This is a genomic window from Corallococcus sp. AB018 (assembly GCF_003986945.1).
GTDB lineage: Bacteria > Myxococcota > Myxococcia > Myxococcales > Myxococcaceae > Corallococcus > Corallococcus exiguus.
This window is the reverse complement of sequence record NZ_RAWR01000007.1, coordinates 17,979-40,801: the sequence shown is the minus strand read 5'-3', so window position 1 is coordinate 40,801 and position 22,823 is coordinate 17,979. Positions and strand designations below refer to the sequence as shown.

Genomic DNA, 22,823 nt, shown 5'->3' with positions numbered 1-22,823 from the left:
GCCCGCCGTGCATCACGGCGGGCCCTTCGTGTTTCTAGAAGGCGGACGTCATCCGCACCACCTCGTCGAAGGCGGTGAGGCCCTGCGCCAGCTTGCGCACGGCGGCCTCGCGCAGCGTGCGCATGCCACCGCGGCGCGCCGCCTGTACCAGGTGCTCGTAGGGCGCCTCGCGGGCGATGAGCTCACGCACCTCCCGGTTCGTGGAGACGATTTCGAAGACGCCGGTGCGGCCGGAGAAGCCTGTGCCGCGGCAGCGCACGCACCCCGCGCCCTTGGACAGCTTCACGCCGCCGGGCAACAGCGGCAGCGGCGCATCGAGTGCCAGCAGTTCGTCCGGCGTGAGCACCGCGTCCTCCGCGCAGTGCACGCAGACGCGGCGCAGCAGGCGCTGGGCCATGACCCCCAGCAGGCTCTGAGCGAGGAGGAAGGCCGGCACGCCCAGGTCCTTCATGCGCGCCACCGCGCCCAGCGCGTCGTTGGTGTGCAGCGTGGAGAGCACCAGGTGGCCGGTGAGCGCGGCTTGAATCGCGTTCTCCGCCGTCTCCGCGTCGCGGATTTCGCCCACCATGATGACGTCCGGGTCCTGGCGCAGGATGTGGCGCAGCGCCCCCGCGAAATCCAGGCCCACCTTGGGCTGCACCTGCACCTGGTTGAAGGTGTCCCACACCATTTCGATGGGGTCTTCAATCGTGGTGACGTTGACGTCCGGCCCCGCCACCGCCTTGAGCGCGGAGTAGAGCGTCGTCGTCTTGCCGCTGCCCGTGGGGCCCGTCACCAGGATGAGGCCGTGGGGTTGATCAATCCACGACTCGAAGTGGCCCTTCTCGTCCGGATCGAAACCCAGCTGGGCGATGTCCTGCACCAGCGTCTCCGGGTCGAAAATACGGATGACCACCTTCTCGCCGAACGCGGTGGGCAGCGTGGAGACGCGGAGCTCCACCTCGCGGCCGTCGCGCTCCGTCTTGATGCGGCCGTCCTGGGGGCGGCGCTTCTCTGAGATGTCGATGCGCGACAGCATCTTCACGCGCGACACGATGGGCGGGTGCACCTGCGCGGGCAGCGTGTAGACGGGGTGCAGCACACCGTCGATGCGCAGGCGCACCACGGCGGTGGCCCGCTTCGGTTCGATGTGGATGTCCGACGCGCGATTGTCGAACGCGTAGCGCAGCAGGTAGTCCACCGCCTGCACCACCGGCCGGTCGGACGCCTCCAGCTCCTGCGTGCCGCTGAGCGACACCAGCTGCTCGAAGTTGGCGATCTGCGCGTTCGCGCCACTGAAGTCGTCCGCGGCCTGGGCCAGCGTCTTCTTGAAGCCGTAGATGTCCGCGATGGAGCGGAGGATGTCCGTCTTCGCGGACAGCACGGGCTCCACCGGCTCGCCGGTGAGCCGGTGGAAGGACTCGAAGAGCTCGCGGTCGAAGGGGTTGGCCACCGCCACGCGCAGCCGCCCCTGTTCGGTGCGCTCCAGGGGCAGCAGCACGTGCTTCTGCGCGTAGGGCCGGGACACCGTGCGGGTGGCCAGCGCCATGTCCATCTTCAGCGGATCCAACTTCCGGTAGGCCAGCCCCGCGGCGCGCGCGGCGGCCTCCGTGACGCGGTCCTCGTCCAGCACGCCACGCCCCCCCGGCGCCGGAATCTGGAAGGCCGCGACCAGCTCCACGGGTGACACGTCATAGCGTGCCGCGTCCTTGCCCGTTCCGGCCTGCGCCTTGATGACGCGGGCGCGCGCGGCGGGCTCTCGCGCCAGCACCTCCTGCGCCTGCTGTGGTGTCAGCAGGCGCTGGGCGACCAGGGCCTCCAGGACGAAGCCGAGAGTGAAATCCGTGGCGCCGCGCGAGGGGCCGCTGCTTCCGGGGGGAGGCGCCTGGGTCACACGTTCCTCCTTCTGCGGGTGGCCAGGAGCAACACCCCGAGCCCCACGAGGAATGCCGCGGAGGAGGGGCCGCTCTGGCAGCCGCAACCGCCGGGGTCGTTGTTCGTTCCGCCCGTGCCGCCGTCCAACGGAGGGGGCGGCGGCGTGCCACCGTCACTGCACAGGGTGCAGGTGCCGCCGTCCGTCTTCACGTACGGGTCGTAGCACTGGCCGCCATTGCCGCAGTACAGGCCGTTGGGGCAGTCCTGGTTGGTGCGGCAGGGGGCGATGCAGGCGGTCCCCTCCTGGAACGGCACGCACTGGAGCGGCGAGGAGCAGGTGCCCGTGCCGCAGTCGCGGAAGCAGAAGCGGTCCTCGCCGGTGCCCGCCGAGCGGCAGGTGCTGCCGGGGCCGCACGTGCAGGCGGCCACCGAGCACGGCTCCGCGCACACGCCCTGCGGGTTGCCGTTGAGCTTCAGGCACTGCTGGTTGAAGCCGCACTCCGAATCCTGGAGGCACGGGTCGCCAACGCTGCGCGTGCCCGTCAGCTGCTGCACGCAGGCGTGGTCGCACGAGCGGCAGGCGTAGTTGGAGCCACAGTCGTTGTTGGTGGAGCAGTCGGCGACGCACACGTCGCCCCCGCCGTTGGGCAGCGTGTTGCAGGTATAGCCGTCGCGACAGTCACCCTTTCCCGGGCGGCAGTTCTTCAGACAGCGCTTGCCCACGGAGCCCACGGATGCGCACGTGGAGCCGGTGGGGCAGTCCGCGTTGGCGACGCAGGACTCCGTGCAGTAGCCGTCCTTCCAGGCCGGGAAGGCGGGGGTCTTGTCCGCGTCCGTGAGGCAGCGCGAATCCGCCGCGCCGCACGAGGAGGCGCTGGCGCAGGGGTTGCCCACCTTGGTGCCCGTGCCAATCGCCTCCGGCAGACAGGCGAACTGCGAGCCGGCGATGAGCGTGGACGCGCGGCACTGGTAGGGGTCCGGGCAGGCTCCGGGCGCACCGGACGGGCACGCCTTGGAGCAGATCTTCATCGAGTTGCCGCTGGTGGTGGACTGGGTCGTGACACAGGTGAGCCCCGCGGAGCACGCGGTGGTGTCACAGGGCGAGCCCACCGCTCCCGTCTGCGGGTAGCGCTGGCAGAACGCGCCCCGGTCATAGGACGACAGGGTGCGCCGCTGCACGCCCGTCTCCTGCGCGAAGTACATCACCGAGTCCGGGTACTCATACGTGCTGCCCAGGCCCAGGCAGTGGCCCACCTCGCGCATCACCGCCGTCTGGATGTCCATGAAGCCCGCGGGCGTGGGGGTGAACGAGGTGAACTTGTAGCGCACGGCGTTGAGGAAGATGTCGCACTGGTAGACGTTGCCGCCGTGGCTCAGAGGCACCGCGACGGACACGCTCGTCTCGTTGAGCACGTCCTTGTACTGGGTGCTGAGCGGGTCGGTGACCCAGATGGCGGCGACGCTGAAGCCGTCCAGCCGATCGTTCACGTCCGGGATGGGGACGATGGTGGAGCGGCCCTTGTACGTGAAGGCGGGCCACGCGCAGTCCACGTCCTGCCAGGCCTGGAAGGACTTCTTCACCGCGTCTTCCACCAGCGAGATGTCATTGCCCGCCGGCTGGTTGTTGCGCGCGTCCACGTAGTACGGGAACGGGTCCTGGCTGTTGTTGAGCACCCAGTGATCCAGGAACTGGTAGCCCCCCTGGGCCTGCGCCGTCGTGGCCAGCGCCAGCAGTCCAAGGAGGAAGACACTCCGCTGCGTCCCACGCATCATCACCCGCACCTCGTCACGTCACGTCCGCACGGGGCGCTCCGACTGGGCGCCCGGACGTCACCGGGCGCGCAGTCTACCCGTGAACGGCGCGAACGGTGGCATCCACCAGCGCTTCGGGCGTGGGACGCTCGGCCACGGCGGCCACGGGGATTCCCAGCTGCGTCAGCGCGGTCGCCGTGGTGGGGCCAATGGCCACCACCTTCGCGGAGGCCAGCGGCTCACGGCCCACCCCCTCCACGAAGGCCTCCGCGGTGCGCGGCGAGGCGAAGAGCACCACCTGGGGCGGGGACGCTGCCAGCTGGGCGAGCGCCTCCGGGTCGACGGCGGCCGGCGCGCTGCGATAGGCCGTCACGCGCGTGACACGCACGCCCAGGTCGCGCAGGCCGTCCTCCAACTCCCGCCGCCCCTCCTCCGCCGCGGGCAGGAGCACGTCGTCCTCCGGCCCCAGCACGTCGCGCAGGGCGGTGAAGAGCGCCGCGCCGGTGCCCTCGTGGGGTTCTGCCTCCACCTTCAGGCCAAAGCCCTCCACGGCCCTCGCGGTGCGCGGCCCCACGGCGGCCAGCTTCACGCGGGACAGCCGGTCCAACGTGCCGGCGAGCCGCAGGGCCTCCAGGAAGGACTCCACGGCGGAGGGGCTGGCGAACACCACCCAGTGGTAGCGCTGCACGTGCTCCGCGGCGGACGCGAGCGGGCGCGGGTCCTCCGGCGGATGCAGCTCCAACAGCGGCAGGCTGAGGACCTCCGCGCCCTCGTCCTCCAGGAGGAAGCACAGCTCCTCTGCCCGCTCACGGGGGCGCGTCACCAAGATTCGGATGCCATCCAGTCGCCGGTCCACGGGCTGGCACTCTAGGCGCGGGACGCGCCTTCGCGGCGGCCGAAATCGCGCAGGATGTCTCCCGCCCCGCGCGAAAGGAGCTCGTCCGCGAGCGATTCGCCCAGCCGCTCCGCTTCCGGTACGGGCCCCTTCACCTCGCCCCGCACCACCAGCGAACCGTCCGGCCGGCCCACCAATCCGCGCAGGTACACCTGGCCGTCCTCCACCGTGGCGTGGCCGGCGAGCGGCACGGTGCAGCCGCCCTCCAGCTTCGCCAGGAAGGCGCGCTCGGCCCGCACGGCGTTGCGCGTGAGGGCGTCTTCCAGGGGGGCGAGCAGCGCGCGCACGTCCGCGTCCGCCTCGCGGCACTGGATGGCCAACACGCCCTGCCCCACCGCCGGCAGGCTCTCCGCCACCGGCACCACCTGGGTGATGTGGTGGTCCAATCCCAGGCGCTTGAGCCCCGCCGCCGCCAGCATGGCGCCCGCGAGCTGCAAATCGCGCGTCTTCTGCAGGCGCGTCTGCACGTTGCCGCGCAGGGAGACGATCTCCAGGTCCGGCCGGCGCGCGCGCAGGATGCAGCTGCGCCGCAGCGACGACGTGCCCACCTTCGCGCCCGCGGGCAGCATCGCCAGCGTGTGCCCGTCCGGGCTGCAGAATGCGTCGCGCGGGTCCTCGCGCGCCGGCACCGCCGCCAGGATGAGCCCCTCCGGGAACACCGACGTCATGTCCTTGAGGCTGTGCACCGCCACGTCCGCGCGGCCGTCGAGCAGGGCCTGCTCAATCTCCTTCACGAACAGGCCCTTGCCGCCCACCGCGGACAGCGGCGCGGACAGGAAGCGGTCGCCCTCGGTGATCATCTTCACCAGGGTGACCTCCAGGCCGGGGTTGCGCTCGGTGAGGAGCGAGGCCACGTGATTCGCCTGCCACAGCGCCAGCGGGCTCTCCCGCGTCGCGATGCGCACCGTCTTCATCGCCTTCATCGCCGGCTCCCGGTGGCCACCACGGTGTTGCGCGCCTCCTGTGGAGGTGCGGCGGATTCTTCCGGAGCGATGGCGGCGGCCTCCGCCTCCGTGAGGCCGAACAGCTCCGCGGCGGCGCCAGCCAACCGGTTGCCCTCACCCTGCGGGCCCACCGCGCGCAGGCGCGCGGTGGGCTCATGCAACAGCTTGTTCACGATGGCTCGCCCCATGGCCTCGATGCTCTTCTTCTGCTTGTCGGTGAGGCCGTCGCCCAGGCCCAGCAGCGTGCGCTCCACCTCCGCGCGGGCAATGGCCTCCGCGCGCTGACGCAGGCGCGCCAGCACGGGCATGCCGTCGCGCAGCGCGCGCTCCCGGGCGAAGCGCGCCACCTCCTGCGCCACCAGCCCGCCCGCCTTGTGCGCCTCTTCCGCGCGCGCGGCGGTGTTGTCCGCGACGAACTTCTGGATGTCATCCACGTCGTACGCGTGCACCCAGTCCAGCGTCCCCACCGCCGGGTCGATGTCTCGCGGCACCGCCAGGTCCACCATGAACAGCGGCCGTCCCTTGCGCGCCTTGCCCAGCGCGCCGACATTTTCGCGCGTGAAGATGGGCACCGGCGACGCGGTGCTCGTCACCACCACGTCCGCGGCGCCGAGCAGCGTGAAGAGCTCCTCGTAGGGCTTCGCCACACCGCCCACCTCCGCCACCAGCGCCTCCGCGCGGGCGAGCGTGCGGTTGGTCACGATGAGCTTCCCGGCGCCCGCGTTCTTCAGGTGCCGCGCCGCCAGCTCACCCATCTCTCCCGCGCCCACCACCAGCACGGTCTTGTCCTTGAGCCCGTCGAACACCTTGCTCGCCAGCTGCACGGCCGCGGACGCCATGGACGTCGCCGCGCGACCCACCGCCGTCTCCGTGCGCACGCGCTTGGCGCAACCGAACGCCGCCGCGCACGCACGTGTCAACTCACCGCGCACCGCGCCCGCGCCCTGACCGCGCTCGAAGGCGTCCTTCACCTGCCCAAGAATCTGCGCCTCGCCCAGCACCATGGAGTCCAGGCTGGACGCCACGCGGAACAGGTGCACGAGCGCCGCCTCGCCCTGGTGCTCGTACAGGTGCTCCAACGCCTCCGCGCCGCCCAGCGAGTGCAGCGTCTCCCGCGCGCGCTCCCGCGCCAACTCCGCGCTGGGGGCCGCCAGGTACACCTCCACGCGGTTGCACGTGGACACCCAGAGCGCCTCCACGGGCGATTGCGCCAGCCGCTGCAACACTTCCGACTGCCGGGCTTCAGGCAATGCCAGCCGCTCGCGGACACCCAGGGGCGCGGTGCGGTGTGACACGCCGATACAGATGATTTCCATGGCTACGGCATCCCCGGGCCAGCGGCGGACAGGTCGTAGGACGACAGGAAGGAGACCAGCACCAGGCAGAAGCCGGCCATGGTGAGCAGCGCCACCCGCCGGCCACGCCAGCCGGCGAAGATGCGCGCGTTGACGAGCGCGGCGAACACGCCCCAGGCGACGAACGTCGCCACGTGCTTGGCTTCGAGCGCCCAGGCGAGCCCCCGCAGCGTGGTGGTGAACAGGGCGCCGGTCGCCAGCGTGAGCGACAGCGCGATGAACCCCCACACCACGAGCCGCCGGTTGAGCGTGTCCAGGAACTCCAGGGACGGCAGCCGGGAGAAGAGCAGCCCGAAGTGCTTGGCCTTCACCTCCCGCTCCATCAGCAGGTACATGACGCCCACCCCCGCCGCCACGCCGAAGGCCGTCATGCCCAGAAGCGCGATGGTGACATGCACCGGCAACAGCGGCTGGCGCACCGCGTCCGGCAGCGGCGTGGACCCGCCGTGCAACAGCATCCCGATGAGCAGCACCGCCACCGCCAGCGGCGTGAGGAACGCGCCAATGACGGGCTTGCGGTAGCGCACATCCAGCGCCAGGAAGAGCGCCAGCAGCAGGAAGGCGAAGGTGGACATGCCCTGCGCGGGGCCCACCAACCGGCCCCCCTGCGCGCTCAGAAGGCCCATGAGCGCAACGCAATGCATCAGCAGCCCGGTCCCCACCAGCACCCGGCCGGTGACGGCGAGCACCTGGGACTGGCGGACCAGGAAGGCGAGGTAGACGAGCGCGGCCAGGCCGTAGGCGTGGCAGGCGAGCGAGACGAGCGTATGGCTCATGGCGGCAGGCTCATAACCCCGGCCGAGGAGGCATTCAGTCCTGCCTCAGCCCGTTTTACATTTTATTGAGAATGAAGGCCGCCAGCAGGTCGGTCTCCGAATTGGGCTTGCGCTCGGGGGCGGGCGCCCCCACCTCCGCGACATAACCCGGAACGACTTCGTACGCGGAGTCCCCGACCAGGATGGAGTCGGCCATCTGCTCGGCGCCCAGCCGGCCGAGCTGCTCCTCGGTCTTCACCCGGGATACCAGTTGGTGCGTGTCCTCCCCGGACACCAGCTGCACCACGTGGACAGCGGGTGTGAGCGGCCAGGTGCTCCCGCCTTCGGCGGCGACCACCAGGCGGCCCTCGCGCAGGTCTGCTTTGTCCTCCAGCGCCCACTCCTCGAGCTGGGCCTGGGACAGGAAGAGCTTCGTCACGCCCCACAGACTACACCACCCTCATGTCCGGCGGGCCTGGAAATGGGGTGCAACCTCCGGCCAGATGCGGCATCCGTTCCACCGGAAGCGGCCCGGCCTTCCCGCCCCCCTGGCACCCGCCGGACGCGAAGCTCAGGACGTATCCTACTCAAGCAGTAGACACGAGGTGACGACATGGCTGGCGACGTGATCAACATCAGTGATTCGGACTTCCAGAAGCAGGTCCTGGATTCTCAACAACCCGTGCTCGTGGACTTCTGGGCCACCTGGTGCGCTCCCTGCCGCGCCATCGCGCCCTCCGTGGAGGCGCTGTCCGCCCAGTACAAGGGCCAGGTGACGTTCGCGAAGATGGACATCGACGCGAACCAGGACACGCCTCAGCAGTTTGGCATCCGCTCCATCCCCACCCTGTTGCTCTTCAAGGGCGGCAAGGTCGTGGAGCAGATTGTCGGCGCGGTGCCGAAGTCGCGCATCGAGGACGCGATCCGGAAGAGTCTCTAAGTCCGTGTGTTCCCGGTGACGGGCCCGCGCTTCGCGGCCGTCTCCTTCGTCCCCTCCCACCCACGGCGCCGCTGGCTCTCACCGCCAGACTCCGCGCCCGGTGAGAGGGGACGCTGCGTCTGGGCTCCCAACCAGACACCCCGGCGTGACATGCCTGGCGGTTCGATATGTCTGTAGAAAGACAACTCACCGCGACGCTAAGGGCTTTCACGTACCGGGTGCAGGTTGCCCCCTGACGCAGACATTTCTCTGCCCTTGAGACAAACGCCCGACAGGGACGGCTGGGCGATCCTCCCGTCGTGTTTTGTTCAACAGACATTGAAATTGCATTACGAGTCAAACACGACCCCAACATGTCTTGTTGACAGAGTTCGCCACAACAGACAGAAGTCGCGAGTACACGCCTGTCTTGATTGGCGAGTTTCTACAGGAGTTTTCATGGCACGCCTTCGCAAAGAATTGACCTCGCAAGCACCGCTGACCCCTGCCCTGACGTCGTGGGCGGAGGCCCTGGGTGATGCCATCGGCCGCGGCATGCTGCGCGCGCTGAACACGGGAATGCCGAGCATGGGCGCCGTCACGGCGTCGCCGGGCAATGGCGCGGTGATGGCGGGTCGCCGCCGCGGCCGTCCCCCCAAGACGGTGGCGGGCGGGCCGGTGCCCATGGACCGCCGCTGCACGGTGAGTGGTTGCACTCGCGAGCAGCGCTCCAAGGGCCTGTGTTCCGCGCACTACCAGGCCGAGCGCCGCAGGCAGATCGCCACCGGCAAGCCCGCCTGACCCCCGTACCGGGGCCCTACTCGCCGCGCCAGGGGTCTCCGGGCGTGGTGGCCTTGAGCAGCTCCCAGGCCGCCATCACGTCGATGACCCGCTCCAGCTCATTGGGCAGGGAGCGGGCGCGCTGGGACTTGAGGTAGTCCTCCGTGAAGGCCCTCAGGCGCATGCCCAGGAAGAGCCGGGCGAGCGCCACCTCCGTCTGACCTGAGAAGTCCAGGAAGCGCAGGGCGAACCCGCTGCGGCCCTCCTCCTCCGGGCCACGCTCCTCCCGCACAATCTCCGCGCGAGCCTCCACGGGGGCGGCCCCCTCCTCCAGCGCGAAGCGCGCGCGCACCACCGAGCCCATGGGCAGGAAGAAGGTGCTCGCGAGGAAGGCACCGCTGACGCTCACGTTCACGGACGTGAGCCCGGCGGAGAAGCGCCGGCCGCCCGCGTCGTCCTCCATCCAGAGGTCGAAGTGCGTGGCCAGCTGCGCGCGCGGGAAGTGCCGGTGCTCCGGCTCCCCCTGGTTCATTTCGATGCGGGGCACCGCGCCGGGCAGGGGCACGTTGCGTGAAGTGCCCACCGGCGGAACCAACGGCCGGGGTGCCTGCGTGTCCTCCGGCCCGCGGACCGCCGTGCCGGCCTTCGCCGTCGTCACACCCTTCCTCTGCACCACCATCGGAAGCCTCCGCGGCCGTCAGAACATGTGACGGCGCATGCTGATGTTCACCAGCAGCCCGATGCACAACATCACCGACAGCATCGAGGAGCCGCCGTAGCTCATGAGGGGCAGCGTGATGCCCGTCACCGGCAACAGGCCAATGACCATGCCGATGTTTTCGAACACCTGCCAGAAAAGTGTGGCCACCACCCCCACCGCGACGAACGCTCCAAAACGGTCTCGTGCACTGAATCCCACGCCCAGCCCGAGAATGAAGATGCCGCCGTAGAGCACGAGCAACAGGAGACAAGAGAAGAAGCCGTGCTCCTCGGCCCACACGGAGAAGATGAAATCCGTGTGCTGTTCCGGCAGGAAGCGCAGACCTGTCTGGGTTCCCTCACGCCAGCCCTTGCCGGTGAGGCCACCGGAGCCCACGGCAATCTTGGATTGCGCGGCGTGATAGCCGCTGCCGCGCAGGTCCGCTTCCGGGTCCAACCACCCGGAGATGCGCTGGCTCTGGTGTTTCTTGAGGTAGTGGCGCACGACGGTGCTGCGAGGCTCGGGCATCTCCCGGACGTAGTCGTTCCAGATGATGAGGCCGCCCACCAGCACGCCCGCCACGATGGTGGCGCCCAGGTACCAGCGCACCTTGCCGAAGAGGATGACGGTGCCGGAGGACAGGAAGATCATCAGCGCGGTGCCCAGGTCCGGCTGCACCAGCACCAGCGTGAAGGGCACCATCACCACCAGCACCGGCTTCCACAGCCGTACGAGCCCGTAGGACGGCTGATTGGGCTGGAAGTCGTCGTGGTAGACCTTGGCCAGCATCAGCACGACGCCAATCTTCATGAACTCGGCGGGCTGCAGGCGGAACGGGCCAATGACGAACCAGCTCTCCGCGCCCTTGGCCGTATGCCCCACCAGCCGCAACGCCAGCAGCGCCAGGATGTTGAGCACGTAGATGGGGAAGGCCATCCGCTGGATCCAGCGGTAGTCCACCAGGCACACCATCAGCACCGCGCCCAGGCCCACGCCCAGGTAGAGCGCCTGGCTGGTCCACACCGGCGCCATGGGGGGCCGGGACGCGGACGCCAGGTTCCAGATGCCCAGCGCGCACACGCCCAGCACGCACACGACGAGCCCCCACGGCACGTGGGGCATCATCCGGCGCTCAATCCGCAGTTGCACTGTCGTCTCCGGTTTCCGAGGGCGGCTGGATGGGCTCTCCCGGCAGGTTCACCTTGGGCGGCGGCACCGCGCGGGTGAGCGAGGCTTCATCCAGGCTGGGCGCCGGCGGCAGCGACGGCGTGTAGGGCTGGTTGGCGCGGGGCGGCGGTGACGTCGCGTCCTGCGCCTTCAATTCGAAGTACTTCTTCATCACGGCCAGCGCCGTGGGCGCCGCGTCCACGCCGCCGTGGCCGCCGTGCTCGTTGAGCACCACCACGGCCAGCTCCGGCTTGTTCGCGGGGGCGAAGCCGGCGAACCACGCGTGGTCGCGCTCGAAGTAGCTCATCTGGTGCGTCTTCAGACGCACGGCGCCGATGCGCGCCACCTGCGCGGTGCCCGTCTTGGCCGCCACCAGGAAGTCCGCGGGCAGGCCCGACTTGAGCTTCGCGCGGTACGCGGTGCCGCCGGGCTCCTGCGCCACCGCCTCCAGGCCCTCCACGATGGCCTTCAGGTGCGCGGGGTTGATGTCCGTCTGAGACACCACCTCCGGCTTGAACTCCTCCATCACCTGCCCGTCCAGGTTCTCCAGCCGCTGCACCATCTGCGGCTTGTAGAGCTTCCCGCCGTTGGCCACGGCCGCGTAGACGAGCGCCAGTTGCAGGGGCGTCACGTTGTCGTCGCCCTGCCCGATGGCGCTGTTGAGCGCCATGCCCTTGGTGTAGCCGCCCGGCGAGGCTTTGTCGTGGTACGCGCTGGACGGCATGATGCCCGGCACCTCCGCCACCACGCCGATGCCGGTGGGGCGGCCCAGGCCCAGCGACTTGCCCATCTCCGAGATGGGGTCCAGGCCGATGGTGTCCGCCACCTTGTAGAACCACGCGTCGCACGACGCCTTCATGGCGCCCCGGCCGTCCAGGGGCCCGTGGCCGCTGTCCTTGTGGCAGCGCCACACGCGCGCGCCCAGCCGGTAGCCGCCGGAGCAGTGCACCACCGTCTCCGGCCGGAACGCCCCGGACTTGAAGGCCGCCAGCTGCGTCACGACCTTGAACGTGGAGCCCGGGCTGTAGTGCTCCGCGGCCACGCGGTTGATCATCGGGTGGAGCGGATCCCTCGCCAGCGTGGCCATCTGTGACGGCGTCACGCGGCCCGTCAGGAGATTGGGGTCGAAGCCGGGGCGGGACACCAGCGCCTTGATGAAGCCGGTGTTCACGTCGATGGCCACCACCGCGCCCGTCACGCCCGGGAACGCGCGCTCCGCCTCCTCCTGGAGGCGCATGTCGATGGAGAGCACCACGTTGCTGCCGGCCGTGGGAGGAATGACGGCGTTCTCCCCCAGCTTGTCGTTGAGCTCTTCAATCGTCTGGCCGCGCGCGTTCACCACTTCCTTGCGCACGCCGTCCCGCCCGCGCAGCTTGGACTCGAAGTAGCGCTCCAGGCCGCGCCGGCCGATGTAGTCGCCCAGCGCGTACTTCGCGCCGTCCCCGTTGAGGCGCTCCAGCTCCTCCTGGGTGATTTCGTTCATGTAGCCCAGCACGTGCGACAGCACCGTGTCCGCGCGGTAGTTGCGGTGCGGCACGGGCACCACCTCCACGCCGTCCAGGATGTCGCGCCGGGCGTTGAGCCGGTCGTACTCGTCGCGCGTCAGGTCCACGCGCACCGGCACCGGCTGGAAGGGCGCGTTGCGGCGGCTCGAGCGGACCAGGTCTTCAATCTTCTTGCGCTGCTCGGGGTCCCACTGGAGCAGCTCGCCCAGGCGGGGAATCACCTGCTCGAAGCAGTCCGTGCAGAAAGCCGGAGTGACGAAGGCGTCGAACGACGGACGGCTGTCCACCAGGATGGTGCCGCGCGCGTCCTTGATGACGCCGCGGTCGGCGCGCAGGCGCACCTCCTTCACGAAGTTCGCCACGCTCTTGGCGGCGTACTCTTCATGGCGGATGAGCTGGAGCCGGTACAGCTGGATGGCCAGCGCCACCATGCCCAGCGACATGGCCAGGCCCAGCCACAGGAAGCGGCGCTTCAGGTCCCGGCCTGGAGTGGTGTTGCCAATGGTCGGAGGCGTCAACGGAGCAACCCCGCCGGGCGCTCCTGCGCCACTTCAAACCGCTTGAACAGCGGGAAGAGCAACAGGGCCGCCACGCCCGTGAGCGCCAGCTGCACCGGCATGCCGGAGAGCTGCGGCGCCGTGGAGCCGTCCTTCAGCGTGAGCCACGTGAAGAACGTGGACAAGAGGGCGTGCCCCAGGTCCGCGCCCATGGCGAACAGCGCGAAGGCCACGGGCCCTCGCACGTCCACGAACGACGCCACCAGGCGGCCCACCAGGAAGGTGAACACCGCGAGGAACGTGAACAGGCCCGTGGGCTGGCCGCTCATCAGGTCCAGCAGGTAGCCCACCGCGAAGGCGGAGCACGCCCCCTCGGTGAGGCTCGCCCGGAGCGCGAGGAAGGCCACCAGCACCACCGTGACGTCCACGCGGCCCAGCACCAGCCCTGCCTGTTGGACGAACACGGACTCCAGCGTGAGCAGCACCAGCGCCAGCATGACGGTCACCAGGAACTTCATTTCTGCGTGCCCTCCGTGGAGGCCCCGCCGGTGGCGGTCATCTCACTGTACGGACTGCCCACCACCAACACCTCCTCCAGCCGGCTGGTGTCCACCGCGGGAGTGATGTCCGCGCCCTGGAACATGCCGTGCTCCTTCTTCTCCAGCTGCGTCACCCGCCCCACCACCAGCCCGGGAGGATAGATGCCGTCCGTGCCGGAGGTGATGATGAGGTCGCCGTCCTCCACGTCCTCCGTGCGCAGCATGTTCTCCAGCGTCAGGGGGCCGCTGCCCGCGCCCGCCGCCGTGCCTCGGGCCCGCGAGCGCTGCACGCGCACCGCCACCCGGCTCTGCGGATCCGTCACCAGCGCCACGTCCGCGTAGCCGCCCGTGGATCGGATGACCTGCCCGACAATCCCGTCCGGCGTCACCACCGACATGCCCCGGAACACCCCGTCCTTCTCCCCGCTGCTGATCCGCACCGACAGGAGCTTGGCCACCGGATTGACGCCCACCACCCGCGCCGGAATCTCCGGCCCGGGCACGGCCTCCGCGTACGCCAGCAGCTTTCGCAGCCGCCCGTTCTCCGAGCGGGCTTCGCCCAGGGCCTGCACCGTCGCCCGCAACTGCAGGTTCTCCAGCCGCAGCGCGTCATTGTCCTGACGGACGCCGCGCAGGTCCAGGTAGTTGCGCACCGCGGCCACGGCGCCGTCGATGCCGGCGGTGAGCCCCTGCTGCACGGGGGCCGTGAGCGCGATGACGCCCCGGTCGACGAAGTTCGGGTCGCGGCCGCGCCGCCCGCCCAGCAGGAAGGCGCCGAGGGGGTACAGGAGGAGGGCGGCTACGAGGAGGAAGCGGCGGTACCGCTTGAGAAGAGACAGCACGGACGGGGGCTTTCCCGGGGTGGGCGAAGGACGCGGATGGAAGGGGGAGAGGGTCGGGCTAAGCTGGCTGAATCGCTTGCATTTTCCGGTCTGTTGTCCTAGGCAGTCAAGGCCCGGATGAGGGGGTGTTGACACTCATGCATCCCCACCGGCCGGGCTACCAACAACACGGCGCCGCGAGACCTTCCGCAAGGTGATTCGCGGGCGCTTCCGACCGTGAAGTGACCACAATGGACGGTTTGAATCCCCGGAAGGTCTTCTCCCTCCTGTTCATCATCGGCATCGCCGTGGTGTTCACGCTCCAGTTCGGCCCTGGCAGCAACGGGTTCGCGGACAAGGGCAGCCAGGCGCCCACCGCCAGCGCGGTGGCCACGGTGAATGGCAAGGAGATCCCTGTACGCGACTTCAGCATGGCCTGGTCGCGGCAGATGAACTTCCTGCGTTCGCAGGGCAACCCCATCCCGGAGTCGGTGGCCCGCCAGTTCGGCCTGGACAAGCAGGTGCTCGACCGGCTGGTGAACGCGGAGCTGCTCGCCCAGTCGGCGGAGCGCCACGGCATCAGCCCCTCGGATGAGGAGCTTCGCAAGCTCATCCACGAGAACACCGACTTCCATAGCAAGGAAGGCGCGTTCGACTTCGCCCGCTACCAGCAGGTGCTGCGCGACTTCTACCGCCGCACGCCCCAGGAGTACGAGCAGGAGCTGCGCCGGCAGATGGCCGCCCAGAAGATGCTGGACGTGGTGCGCACGGGTGCCGTGGTGTCGGACGACGAGGTCCGCGCCCGCTACGAGAAGGAAGGCAACCAGGCGAAGCTGGTGTTCGCCCGCTTCCTGCCCACGATGTTCGCGGACAAGGTCCCCGCGCCCACGCCCGCGAAGCTCGCGGAGTTCCAGAAGACGCACGAGAAGGAGATCGCCGACTATTACGCGGCGAACAGCTTCGTCTACAACGTGCCGGAGCGGATCCGCGCCCGCCAGATTCTGGTGAAGGTGGCCCCGGACGCCACGCCCGAGCAGAAGGCCCAGGCGAAGGCGAAGGCGGAAGGCCTGCGCAAGGAGCTGGACGGCGGCAAGGACTTCGCCACGCTGGCCAAGGCGAGCAGCGACGACGACGCCACCAAGCTGAAGGGCGGCGAGCTGGGCTGGGTGGAGCGCACCACGTGGGACCCGGCGCTGGCCGACGCGGCGTTCTCCCTGAAGGCCGGGGAAGTGACGCAGCCGGTGGAGTCCGCGCTGGGCGTGCACCTGGTGAAGGTGGAGGAGAAGAAGGAAGCCCAGGCCAAGAAGCTGGACGACGTGAAGGGCGAGATCGCCACCAGCCTCTACAAGCAGGAGCAGGCGAAGGGGCTGGCGAAGGCGGAGGCCGAGAAGGCCCTGGCGGCGGCGAAGGCCGGCAAGTCCCTGAAGGAGCAGTTCCCGGTCCCCGCCGGCCAGCAGCCCGCGCTGCTGCGCTTCGAGGCGGAGACGAAGCCGGAGGCCGTGGAGACGGACAGCTTCACCGCTCAGGGTGACTCCGTGCCGCACCTGGGTCCGGCGCCGGGCCTGGTGAAGGCCACCTTCGAGGCCAGCGGTCCGGCGGTGCTGGGCGAGGTCTTCACCGTGGGCGAGGCGAACATCGTCGCGCAGGTGGTGGAGCGCGAGAAGCCGGACACCGCGGGCTTCGACAAGCGCAAGGAGGAGCTGCGCACCCAGGCCCGTCAGGCCAAGCAGATCGAGCTGACGGAGTCCTTCCTCAAGTCGCTGAAGAAGAGCGGCAACGTCGTCACCAACAACGAGGCCATCGACTCGGTGTTGGGCGCCGCGGGGTAGTCACCCGCCGGAGCGGGCGTAGGGGACCTCCAGCGGGGTCCCCTCCGCCGAAGGGGCCTCGGAGACCGCGATGCGGTCCCGGCCCCGGCCCTTGGCCGCGTACATGGCGAAGTCCGCCGCGCGGATGAGGTCCGTGGAAGTGGTGGCGTGCTCCGGGAAGGAGGCCACCCCGACGCTCGCGGTGAGCGCCACGTCCAGCCCCTGCGCGCGCAGGAAGCGCTGGCCGCGGAACGCCTCGCAGATGCGCTGGGCGATGACCTGGGCCCCTTCCTTGTCCGTCTCAATCAACATCACCGCGAACTCGTCGCCGCCGTAGCGGAAGACGGCGTCCAGGTTGTGGCGGCCCAGGCTGATGAGCAGGTCCCCCACCTCCTTGAGCGTGGCGCTGCCCACCAGGTGCCCGTGCCGGTCGTTGATGGACTTGAAGTGGTCCAGGTCCAGGAACACGAGCGACAGCGGGTGGCGGAAGCGCGCCGAGCGCTTCACCTCCTGCTCCAGCTGCGCGCGCAGGTGCCGCGCGTTGAAGCAGCCGGTGTGCTCGTCCGTGATGGTGAGCTCCTGGACGCGGCGGAAGTTGCGCGCGTTCTCGATGGCGATGGCCGCGTAGTCCGCGATGGCGGACAGGGCGGTGAGGTCGTCATGCGTGAAGCCGGGCTCGGTGGGGCCGTTGACCAGCTCAATCACGCCCAGCACGCGCTCGCGAGCCACCAGTGGCACGGCGAGCAGCGAGCGGGTGTGGAAGGCGGAGGCCTCATCGAAGCGGGGCGCGAAGCTGGAGTCGCCGGCCACGTCGTGGACGAGCCGCGCGACGCCCGAGGAGAACACCGCCCCGGCGATGCCTTCCCCCGGATTGAGCTGGAGGCCCTTGAGCGCTTCGGCGCCCTCCCCCACGGCGATTTCGAAGTAGAGCTTTCCGCTGCGCTCGTCCTGGAGGATGAGCGACCAGTTGCGCGGTTTGAGCAGTGCGCTGACCTTCTGCATCACCAGCGCGAGCACTTCGCGCAGCTCCAACGTGGAGGTCAGCGCCTTGGCCATCTCGTTGTAGGCGGCCAGTTGCTCCACTGTCCGCTTCATGGCCGACAGGAGGTCCGCGGGGTTCATCGAGGTGCCCTCTGGAGCGCAAGTCTGCTAAGGCCCGCGAGCGCGAAACATCCCGCACCCGCCCATGGATCCAACCGAACGCTTCGTTCTCGCCTCCGCATCGCCCCGGCGCAAGGATTTATTGGCCCAGTTGGGCCTTCGCTTCACCGTGGCGGCGGCGGATATCGATGAAACGCCGATGGCCGGAGAAATTGCGTCGGACTACGTGCTCCGGCTGGCCGTGGAGAAGGCTCGCACGGTCGCCACCCGACACCCGGACGCATGGGTGCTGGCCGCGGACACCACCGTGGCCCTGGGGTCGGAGCTGCTCGGCAAGCCCCGGGACGCGGCGGAGGCGCGGCGGATGATCGCCCGGCTGTCCGGCCGGATCCATGAGGTCTTCACCGGCATCGCGGTGGCCGGCCGTGCCCGGGACGCCCAGGTGGTTCGCACGCAGGTGACTTTTCGCACGCTCTCGCCGGATGAGATTGCCTGGTACGCGGACACCGGCGAACCGCTGGACAAGGCGGGCGCCTACGCCATCCAGGGCAAGGGCGGTTTCCTGGTGCAGGGAATTGACGGCAGCCACTCCAACGTCGTGGGCCTGCCGCTGGGAGAGACGCTGGCGTTGCTGAAGCGCGTGGGCATGCCGCTGCCCTGGACGGAAGGTCAGCGATGAGCAGCGTGGCGGACAACCTGGCGCGGGTGCGCGAGCGCGTGGCGAAGGCCTGCGCGAGCGCGGGGCGTCCGGAGTCGTCGGTGACGCTGGTGGCCGTGTCCAAGCTCAAGCCCGCGGCGCTCATCCGCGAGGCGTACGCCGCGGGGCAGCGCGACTTCGGGGAGAACTACGCCCAGGAGCTGCGGGACAAGGCAGAGGAGCTCAAGGACCTGGACGGACTGCGCTGGCACGCCATCGGGTCGCTGCAGACGAACAAGGTGAAGTACGTGGCCCGCGTCGCGCACGCCTTCCATGCGCTGGAGCGGCTGGACGTCGCCACGGAGCTGTCGAAGCGGCGCGCGGGCTCCCCTCCCCTGCCCTGCTACGTGGAGCTCAACCTGGGCGGCGAGGACACCAAGCACGGGCTCACCCCGGACGCGCTGGGCGGCTTCCTGTCGCAGGTGCGCGAGCTGCCGAACCTCCAGGTGGTGGGGCTGATGGCGCTGCCGCCGCCCACGGACGACGTGGCGCGGATGCGCGAGGGCTTCGCCCGGCTGCGCGAGCTGGCGGCGACGCATGCGCTGACGGCCCTGTCCATGGGCACCACGCACGACTTCGAGCAGGCCATCCTGGAGGGCGCCACCGCCGTGCGCGTGGGCACCGCCATCTTCGGCGAGCGCGCCTGAAGCCCGCTCACAGCTCGCGGAACCGCACCCGCCCCTCCTGGTTGACGAGCGCCTTGTACTCGCAGCCGCAGTAGTTGCAGCGCACCTCGTCCCCGTCGGTGAACGTCTCGTCCACGGGGTTGTTGGCGTTGCAGCCGGGACAGTCGAACTCCTTCAACACGCGGCTGCCGCCGGAGCCCGAGTCCTTGGCGAAGTCGTCGTCGTCGAAGTGGAAGTCGTTGGCCATGGCCCCGGACGCTAGCACCGGGCGTTGCGTCCGGGGGTACCCTGCCAGGCATCCAGGCAGGCGCGCCGGACTGTCCGCCATTTGTCAGCGACCCTTGCGGGCGTGTACCCCTGCGGGCCGCCATTTCCGTCCCCTGTCAGTCTTTCCCAGGCGCGTCCGGAGGGCGGCCGGACGGCTTTGAATGCTGTCCCACGGCCGCCCGTCCTGGAAATGTCCGGTGGCGGGGGCGGTTGAGGGGCGCGGTTGGCTTGGGCGGGCCGGCCACCTAACTTGCAAGCAAGGGAGCACACCCGATGCGCAGTCTGTCCAGGTGGGGGTTCACGGCGGCGGTGGTGGGACTCTTGGGGTCCACGCTGGCGCATGCCCAGGAGCCCACCGGCGCGGCGTTTGGCCCGGGTGAGCAGGCCCAGTACCGGGTGCGCTACCTGGGGCTGACGGCCGGCACGGCGACGGTGACGGTGGGCGCGCCCATGACGCAGTGGGGCCAGAGCGTGTGGCCCATCGTGTCCATGGCGAAGTCGGACGACCTGGTGGGCGTCTACCCGCTCAAGAGCCGCTTCGTGTCGTACTGGGACGCGGGCAGCCAGCGGGTGACGGGAAGCGACCTGCACTCGGAGGAGAACCGCAAGCGCCGCCGCCAGCGCATCCAGCTTTCCGCGGACGGAGCGGGCGCGAAGGTCATCAAGCAGAAGGAGAGCGACCCGCCGCGCGAGTCCGAGCACACGCTGCCCGAGGGCACCATGGACGTGGCGGGCGCGACGTTCGCGCTGCGCGGCCAGGAGCTGGTGGTGGGCCGCTCCTACTCCTACCCGGTGTTCACCGGCAGCAAGCAGTTCACCATGAGCGCCACGGTGGAGGGCCGCGAGACGGTGACGACGCCCGCGGGAGCGCGAGACACCTTCCGCGTGCGCGTGCACACCGACTTCGGCGGCAAGCTGGAATCCAAGCGCGACCTGGTGGCGTACCTCAGCGCGGATGCGCATCACGTGCCGGTGCGAATCGAAGCGGACTTCGCGCTGGGCACCGTCGTGGCGGAGCTGACGGACTACAAGCCGGGCCGCGTGGTGGCGGTGGCCCGGGCGGACAACTCGGGCGACTGAAAAGCGTCGTCCGCCAACCAGGGGAAGGCAGGGGGCATGGGCGTGGGTTGGGCATGGGCAGTGGCGGCGGCGCTTTCCGCCGCGCCGGGCGGAGTGCAGGTGGTGTCGCCGCTGGTGAAGGTGCGGCCGGACGCGACGCCGAAGGGCGCGAAGGAGGCCCGCCTCAGCGCGGCCCGGGGTGAATGCGAGGGCACGCAGCTGGTGCTCCCCCAGGGCGTGACGCGCGTGACGATGAAGCCCCTGGCCCTCAAGGGGCCGGGCGCGCCGCTCACCGTGGACGCGTGGCGCGAGGCCTACCTGGACGTGAAGACGCCCTCCAACGGCGAGGGCAAGACGGGCCCGTGGCCCGACGCGCTGGTGCCCCTGTCGGCGCCCGCCAATCCCAGACATCCGACGGTCGTCTACGTGGAGGTCTGCGTTCCGGCGAAGCAGGCCCCTGGCACCTATGCGGGGAGCCTGAGCGCGGCGGTGGATGGAAAGGAGCTGCCGGCCGTTCCCTTCCGCGTGGAGGTGCAGCCCTTCGAACTGCCCGCGACGTCGTCGCTGCCCAACAGCTTCGGCATCTCGCTGTACAGCATCGCGAAGGGGCACGGCATCCCGGCGGAGTCTCCGGAGGCGAAGGCGCTCCTGCGCGAGTACGGCAAGGCGCTGCTGGAGCACCGCGTGAGCGCGCACGGCATGGGCATGGACCCGCCGCCGGTGAAGTTCCAGGACGGCCGCGCGGTGCTGGACTGGACCGCGTACGACGCGGAGATGGGACCCTTCCTGGACGGAAGCGTGCTGCCCTCCGGCGCGCGCTTCACCACCGCGGACGTGCGTGACAACCGCAAGGCCTCCACGGACGCGGAGAAGAGCGCGTACTACCGCGCCTTCCAGAAGCACTTCGAGGACAAGGGCTGGAAGGCGCAGCTCTTCTTCTACGCCAAGGACGAACCCAAGCCCGCGGACTTCCCGCTGGTGAAGGCGCAGTCCAAGCGCGTGCGCGACGCGGGGGGGGACATCCCGGTGCTCGTCACCACGTCGCTGAATCCCGCGCTCATGGGCTCCGTGGACATCCTCACGCCCATCATCAACTGTTTCTACCCGCGCGAAGGCCCGCAGACGTGCCACAACGTGGCCAACGCCTCGACCGCTCGCACGAAGCTGAGCTCGCGCGCGAAGGTGTGGTGGTACCAGAGCTGTATGGCCCATGGTTGCACGGGCGGCCCGCCGCCGGACAGGGCGCTGGACAAGGCGTACAGCGATTGGGCCTCGTACATGGTGGACCACCCTGCCCCGCTCAACCGCGCCATGGGCCCGCTGGCCTTCGAGAGCGGCGTGGACGGCGAGCTCTATTTCGACACCGTCTTCGCCTACAACACGAAGAAGGATGTCTGGGCGGACCTCTTCGAGTTCGGCGGCAACGGCGACGGCACCCTCTTCTACCCGGGCACGCCCGCGAAGCTGGGGGGTACGCAGCATCAACCCGTGGTCTCCCTGCGGCTGAAACACATCCGTGACGGCCTGGAGGACTACGAATACCTGCGCCTGCTCACCTCCCTGGGCGACGGAGCCTTCGCCAAGGCGGCGGCGAAGCGGCTGGCGAAGTCCGGGTACGAAATCACGCGGGACCCGGCGGAATGGGAAGCGGTGCGCAAGGAAGTGACCGAGCGCATCGTGAAGCGGAAATCGGCTGAACAAGCGAAGCGCTCCGGACGTCGGACTTCCGGGGGAACCCCGTAGTCACTCCCCCCTGGGAGGAAGCAGAATGAAGCCCATGCGCACCCTCGTCGCGGCCTGCCTCGCCTTCAGCGCCCTTGGCGCCATCCCGGGACAGGCCCAGGAGGCCCAGCCCCGTCCCATCAACATCCTGAGTCCCTCCAGGCTCCCGACGGTGACGGACCCCTCCGACCCGGCGAAGCCCGCGGCGACTGCGGAGAACACCGGCGACGCGTCCTCCACCCCGGCCCCGGACGAGCCCGTGGTCGCGGTGAAGCCGTGTGAGCAGGGCCTGCCCGTGCTGCGCTCCCCGCTCGCCTTCAAGCCGGGGGAGCTGCTCGAGTTCGACATGGACGCCATGGGCGCGAAGGCGGGCAAGCTCACCATGCGCGTGCAACGCCCCGCCAACGGCTCGCTGCCGGTGTTGGTGGAGGCTCAGACGAACACGCTGTTCTCCAAGGTGCGCCGCGTGCGCGGCAGCGCGACCAGCTACCTGCACCCCAAGACGCTGCGCCCCTCGCGCTACACCGAGGAGGCCGTGGAGAACGAGCAGCGCCGCAAGGTGAACGTGGACTTCAGCGCGCAGGACAAGAGCGTCAAGGTGGACTACCAGATTGGGGATCGCCCCAAGGGCCACTTCGACTACGCCTACGACAAGGACGGCCTGGACGTCGCGGGCGCCATCTACCTCATCCGCCAGCTGCCCCTGAAGAAGGACATGCCGGTGTGCTTCGACGTGTACGGCATCCGCCGCATGTGGCGCATGACGGCCACCGTGGTGGAGCGCGAGCACGTGTCGCTGCCCCTGGGCGAGTTCGACGCCTGGCACCTGGCCGGCACCGCCGTGCGCATCGACCGGCCGTCGCAGACGCGCGACATCCACGTGTGGATTTCCGACGACGACCGCCGCCTCCCCCTGGCCGCCGTGGGCGCCATCGACCTGGGCGCGGTGCGTCTGACGCTGACCGGAGTGAAGCGCCCCGGTGAAAAACCCCTGGAGGCGCAGGGCAAGGAAGATCTCAAGTGGTGACGCGGGGTTGAGACCCCGCCCCAGGCCCGCCTC

22 protein-coding genes are annotated in these 22,823 nt (G+C 69.8%); 8 read left to right on the top strand and 14 right to left on the bottom strand.

Translation table 11 applies throughout. The annotated features are described in order from the left end of the window. Positions 1-34: 34 nt before the first annotated feature. The 7 genes from D7Y11_RS02840 to D7Y11_RS02810 all read right to left on the bottom strand — a co-directional run bounded on the left by D7Y11_RS02840 (position 35) and on the right by D7Y11_RS02810 (position 7,994). Positions 35-1,873, bottom strand: a complete 1,839-nt coding sequence (locus tag D7Y11_RS02840) for a GspE/PulE family protein (protein ID WP_121751818.1) — start codon at positions 1,871-1,873, stop codon at positions 35-37. Then, positions 1,870-3,627, bottom strand: coding sequence for an MYXO-CTERM sorting domain-containing protein (locus D7Y11_RS02835; protein WP_120574937.1), 1,758 nt, complete (start codon positions 3,625-3,627; stop codon positions 1,870-1,872). The genes D7Y11_RS02840 and D7Y11_RS02835 overlap by 4 nt, the downstream gene beginning before the upstream one ends. Before the next feature lie 73 nt (positions 3,628-3,700). After that, on the bottom strand, positions 3,701-4,462 hold the full coding sequence (locus D7Y11_RS02830; RefSeq protein WP_120574936.1) for a uroporphyrinogen-III synthase: 762 nt from the start codon (positions 4,460-4,462) through the stop codon (positions 3,701-3,703). An 11-nt stretch (positions 4,463-4,473) separates the two neighbouring features. Next, positions 4,474-5,415, bottom strand: coding sequence for a hydroxymethylbilane synthase (gene hemC / locus D7Y11_RS02825; RefSeq protein ID WP_126932971.1), 942 nt, complete (start codon positions 5,413-5,415; stop codon positions 4,474-4,476). A 5-nt stretch (positions 5,416-5,420) separates the two neighbouring features. Next, a complete protein-coding gene (hemA, locus tag D7Y11_RS02820) occupies positions 5,421-6,761 on the bottom strand; it encodes a glutamyl-tRNA reductase (protein WP_120574935.1) in 1,341 nt (446 codons plus the stop codon). 2 nt (positions 6,762-6,763) lie between these two features. Continuing rightward, a complete protein-coding gene (locus D7Y11_RS02815) occupies positions 6,764-7,576 on the bottom strand; it encodes an inner membrane protein YpjD (protein WP_120574934.1) in 813 nt (270 codons plus the stop codon). Positions 7,577-7,631: 55 nt separating this feature from the next. After that, on the bottom strand, positions 7,632-7,994 hold the full coding sequence (locus tag D7Y11_RS02810) for a hypothetical protein (RefSeq protein ID WP_120574933.1): 363 nt from the start codon (positions 7,992-7,994) through the stop codon (positions 7,632-7,634). Positions 7,995-8,168: 174 nt separating this feature from the next. Between D7Y11_RS02810 and trxA the strand changes: the two genes are divergently transcribed. Both trxA and D7Y11_RS02800 read left to right on the top strand, forming a co-directional pair. After that, the gene (gene trxA, locus D7Y11_RS02805) at positions 8,169-8,495 is read left to right on the top strand and encodes a thioredoxin (protein WP_120574932.1); all 327 of its coding nucleotides are present in this window, start codon (positions 8,169-8,171) and stop codon (positions 8,493-8,495) included. Between the two features lie 438 nt (positions 8,496-8,933). Further along, positions 8,934-9,275: a hypothetical protein gene (locus D7Y11_RS02800; protein ID WP_120574931.1), complete on the top strand. Its 342-nt coding sequence runs from the start codon at positions 8,934-8,936 to the stop codon at positions 9,273-9,275. A gap of 16 nt (positions 9,276-9,291) precedes the next feature. Here the strand turns inward: D7Y11_RS02800 and D7Y11_RS02795 are convergent, their stop codons facing one another. The 5 genes from D7Y11_RS02795 to mreC are packed head-to-tail and all read right to left on the bottom strand — an operon-like array spanning position 9,292 to position 14,504. After that, positions 9,292-9,933 carry a PilZ domain-containing protein gene (locus D7Y11_RS02795; protein ID WP_126932960.1) on the bottom strand — a complete coding sequence of 214 codons (642 nt, stop codon included), beginning with the start codon at positions 9,931-9,933 and terminating at the stop codon, positions 9,292-9,294. An 18-nt stretch (positions 9,934-9,951) separates the two neighbouring features. Further along, entirely contained in the window at positions 9,952-11,079 is a 1,128-nt protein-coding gene (rodA, locus tag D7Y11_RS02790) for a rod shape-determining protein RodA (protein ID WP_167548497.1), read from the bottom strand. 7 nt (positions 11,080-11,086) lie between these two features. After that, a complete protein-coding gene (mrdA, locus tag D7Y11_RS02785) occupies positions 11,087-13,144 on the bottom strand; it encodes a penicillin-binding protein 2 (protein ID WP_126932959.1) in 2,058 nt (685 codons plus the stop codon). Next, positions 13,141-13,641, bottom strand: a complete 501-nt coding sequence (locus D7Y11_RS02780; protein ID WP_120574927.1) for a hypothetical protein — start codon at positions 13,639-13,641, stop codon at positions 13,141-13,143. The genes mrdA and D7Y11_RS02780 overlap by 4 nt, the downstream gene beginning before the upstream one ends. Next, the gene (mreC, locus tag D7Y11_RS02775; RefSeq protein WP_120574926.1) at positions 13,638-14,504 is read right to left on the bottom strand and encodes a rod shape-determining protein MreC; all 867 of its coding nucleotides are present in this window, start codon (positions 14,502-14,504) and stop codon (positions 13,638-13,640) included. Before mreC ends, D7Y11_RS02780 begins: the two co-directional genes overlap by 4 nt. A 230-nt stretch (positions 14,505-14,734) precedes the next feature. On the opposite strand from mreC, the gene D7Y11_RS02770 reads away from it, so the two are divergent. Continuing rightward, positions 14,735-16,312, top strand: a complete 1,578-nt coding sequence (locus tag D7Y11_RS02770; protein WP_121751820.1) for a SurA N-terminal domain-containing protein — start codon at positions 14,735-14,737, stop codon at positions 16,310-16,312. Here the strand turns inward: D7Y11_RS02770 and D7Y11_RS02765 are convergent, their stop codons facing one another. Beyond that, positions 16,313-17,413: a sensor domain-containing diguanylate cyclase gene (locus D7Y11_RS02765; protein ID WP_121751821.1), complete on the bottom strand. Its 1,101-nt coding sequence runs from the start codon at positions 17,411-17,413 to the stop codon at positions 16,313-16,315. It abuts the gene before it with no gap. A 64-nt stretch (positions 17,414-17,477) separates the two neighbouring features. Between D7Y11_RS02765 and D7Y11_RS02760 the strand changes: the two genes are divergently transcribed. Together D7Y11_RS02760 and D7Y11_RS02755 are read left to right on the top strand one after the other, a co-directional pair. Beyond that, positions 17,478-18,071 carry a nucleoside triphosphate pyrophosphatase gene (locus D7Y11_RS02760; protein WP_120574923.1) on the top strand — a complete coding sequence of 198 codons (594 nt, stop codon included), beginning with the start codon at positions 17,478-17,480 and terminating at the stop codon, positions 18,069-18,071. Beyond that, positions 18,068-18,736, top strand: a complete 669-nt coding sequence (locus D7Y11_RS02755; protein WP_126932958.1) for a YggS family pyridoxal phosphate-dependent enzyme — start codon at positions 18,068-18,070, stop codon at positions 18,734-18,736. Before D7Y11_RS02760 ends, D7Y11_RS02755 begins: the two co-directional genes overlap by 4 nt. Positions 18,737-18,743: 7 nt before the next feature. Here the strand turns inward: D7Y11_RS02755 and D7Y11_RS02750 are convergent, their stop codons facing one another. Beyond that, positions 18,744-18,962, bottom strand: coding sequence for a hypothetical protein (locus tag D7Y11_RS02750; protein WP_120574921.1), 219 nt, complete (start codon positions 18,960-18,962; stop codon positions 18,744-18,746). Between the two features lie 293 nt (positions 18,963-19,255). On the opposite strand from D7Y11_RS02750, the gene D7Y11_RS02745 reads away from it, so the two are divergent. The 3 genes from D7Y11_RS02745 to D7Y11_RS02735 are packed head-to-tail and all read left to right on the top strand — an operon-like array spanning position 19,256 to position 22,790. Then, the gene (locus D7Y11_RS02745; protein WP_126932957.1) at positions 19,256-20,062 is read left to right on the top strand and encodes a DUF3108 domain-containing protein; all 807 of its coding nucleotides are present in this window, start codon (positions 19,256-19,258) and stop codon (positions 20,060-20,062) included. 36 nt (positions 20,063-20,098) lie between these two features. Further along, positions 20,099-21,784, top strand: coding sequence for a DUF4091 domain-containing protein (locus tag D7Y11_RS02740; protein WP_126932956.1), 1,686 nt, complete (start codon positions 20,099-20,101; stop codon positions 21,782-21,784). Positions 21,785-21,809: 25 nt separating this feature from the next. Further along, positions 21,810-22,790: a DUF3108 domain-containing protein gene (locus D7Y11_RS02735; protein ID WP_121751825.1), complete on the top strand. Its 981-nt coding sequence runs from the start codon at positions 21,810-21,812 to the stop codon at positions 22,788-22,790. Positions 22,791-22,823: the final 33 nt, after the last annotated feature.

Bases quoted from the DNA above. Each gene is read 5' to 3' on its own strand.
- D7Y11_RS02750 (WP_120574921.1), bottom strand. From the start codon at position 18,962: ATGGCCAACGACTTCCACTTCGACGACGACGACTTCGCCAAGGACTCG.
- D7Y11_RS02770 (WP_121751820.1), top strand. From the start codon at position 14,735: ATGGACGGTTTGAATCCCCGGAAGGTCTTCTCCCTCCTGTTCATCATC.
- hemA (WP_120574935.1), bottom strand. From the start codon at position 6,761: ATGGAAATCATCTGTATCGGCGTGTCACACCGCACCGCGCCCCTGGGT.
- D7Y11_RS02735 (WP_121751825.1), top strand. From the start codon at position 21,810: ATGAAGCCCATGCGCACCCTCGTCGCGGCCTGCCTCGCCTTCAGCGCC.
- rodA (WP_167548497.1), bottom strand. From the start codon at position 11,079: ATGATGCCCCACGTGCCGTGGGGGCTCGTCGTGTGCGTGCTGGGCGTG.
- D7Y11_RS02760 (WP_120574923.1), top strand. From the start codon at position 17,478: ATGGATCCAACCGAACGCTTCGTTCTCGCCTCCGCATCGCCCCGGCGC.
- D7Y11_RS02745 (WP_126932957.1), top strand. From the start codon at position 19,256: ATGCGCAGTCTGTCCAGGTGGGGGTTCACGGCGGCGGTGGTGGGACTC.
- D7Y11_RS02740 (WP_126932956.1), top strand. From the start codon at position 20,099: ATGGGCGTGGGTTGGGCATGGGCAGTGGCGGCGGCGCTTTCCGCCGCG.
- hemC (WP_126932971.1), bottom strand. From the start codon at position 5,415: ATGAAGACGGTGCGCATCGCGACGCGGGAGAGCCCGCTGGCGCTGTGG.
- D7Y11_RS02780 (WP_120574927.1), bottom strand. From the start codon at position 13,641: ATGAAGTTCCTGGTGACCGTCATGCTGGCGCTGGTGCTGCTCACGCTG.
- D7Y11_RS02815 (WP_120574934.1), bottom strand. From the start codon at position 7,576: ATGAGCCATACGCTCGTCTCGCTCGCCTGCCACGCCTACGGCCTGGCC.
- D7Y11_RS02795 (WP_126932960.1), bottom strand. From the start codon at position 9,933: ATGGTGGTGCAGAGGAAGGGTGTGACGACGGCGAAGGCCGGCACGGCG.
- D7Y11_RS02800 (WP_120574931.1), top strand. From the start codon at position 8,934: ATGGCACGCCTTCGCAAAGAATTGACCTCGCAAGCACCGCTGACCCCT.
- D7Y11_RS02755 (WP_126932958.1), top strand. From the start codon at position 18,068: ATGAGCAGCGTGGCGGACAACCTGGCGCGGGTGCGCGAGCGCGTGGCG.
- trxA (WP_120574932.1), top strand. From the start codon at position 8,169: ATGGCTGGCGACGTGATCAACATCAGTGATTCGGACTTCCAGAAGCAG.
- D7Y11_RS02765 (WP_121751821.1), bottom strand. From the start codon at position 17,413: ATGAACCCCGCGGACCTCCTGTCGGCCATGAAGCGGACAGTGGAGCAA.
- D7Y11_RS02835 (WP_120574937.1), bottom strand. From the start codon at position 3,627: ATGATGCGTGGGACGCAGCGGAGTGTCTTCCTCCTTGGACTGCTGGCG.